Source organism: Kluyvera sp. 1366, from assembly GCF_054823405.1.
This window is the reverse complement of the sequence record NZ_JBTRDW010000037.1, coordinates 1-1,138: the sequence shown is the minus strand read 5'-3', so window position 1 is coordinate 1,138 and position 1,138 is coordinate 1. Positions and strand designations below refer to the sequence as shown.

Here is a 1,138-nt window from a genome sequence, read left to right as displayed (position 1 = left end):
GCTGGAGGAAAAGGAAAAGGCCGAGCACGCCGCCTGGGTGCAGGCCGAGCTGGCCCGCGCACGCGAGGCGGCGGCGCTGAAGCCTGCCAGCCTGAATAAACCGTGGGGTGGGCAGCCAGACTTCTCGGGCATGCTCAGCGCGTGCGTGAAACAGTGGCGTCAGGCGCCGCTGTCGATTGCCGGCTGGGTGTTCAGCCGGGCAACGTGCGAGGCCACCGGGCAGCTTACGCTGCACTATGCCCTGCCGGACGGCGGCACGGTGGGGGACTTTGTCGCCCGGCTGCCGCAGCTTTACGGGGCAGGGGCGCAGGCCGTGTTCAACATGCCCGGGCCGTCCGACGACGCGTCATTTAAGGAGACGGTCCGCTTTGCCGCTGCGCCGGCCGAAATGCTGCTGCCGGGGGACGAGCAGCTTCGCCGCATGACCAGCTACGCGCAGCGCCTGCGGGCAAACCTGCGCTTCAGCGAGCCCGTCGTGCTGACCCAGACCGTCGGGCAGGACCATATCCCGCTGCCGTGGAAGCGTTACAGCTTCACCTTTATCACCGATATCCCGCCGGACCGGCTGTTCGACGCTTCGCGCTTCCCGGGTAACGGGCTGCGGCTGAGTTCCGTAAAGGCCGAGCTGCACAGCAGCCGGCTGACCTACACCCTGGAAGGAATGCTCTATGCAGAGAATTAAGTGGCGTTACCTGCTGCCCGCGCTGATCGCCAGTCAGCTGGCCGTCGCCGCTCCCGCAGCGAATGAAGGACCGGATTCACCCGGCCCGGCAGCCTCTCCTGATGCCGGCCCGCGCGATACCAGCCTTGGCCGGCTGGAAGATATTCAGGCCAAAACCCTGCTGTACGAGGCGCAGCTGGCGCAGGCCAAAGCGTTCAACGAGCTGCAGAAAAACGGCTACGACGCCGGCACGGGCGGGCCATTTAATCCGCAGCCTGCCGCGCCGGTGAAGGACAGCGCCGCACCCAAACCCGCACAGGAGAGCCGCGCGCTGCCGCTGATTGTGGAAATCTCTGGCGGCCAGCAGCTCTCCGCCACGCTCCAGCTCGACGGCGGTAATCAGGTGCGCGTTCAGGCAGGCAGCCGCATTCCGGGCACCGCCTGGACGGTGGCAAAAATCACGTTCAGCGAGGTGAC

The 1,138-nt window shown here is 66.7% G+C and carries 2 protein-coding genes; both read left to right on the top strand.

What is annotated here, in order from left to right:
- Positions 1 to 682 (top strand): type 4b pilus protein PilO2 (gene pilO2, locus ACVLVH_RS24200; RefSeq protein WP_498950481.1); only part of this gene is annotated, 682 nt, incomplete at its 5' end.
- Positions 669 to 1,138, top strand: a 470-nt coding sequence (gene pilP, locus ACVLVH_RS24195) for a type IV pilus biogenesis protein PilP (RefSeq protein WP_498950479.1), incomplete at its 3' end; no start/stop codon positions are given. The genes pilO2 and pilP, both read left to right, overlap by 14 nt.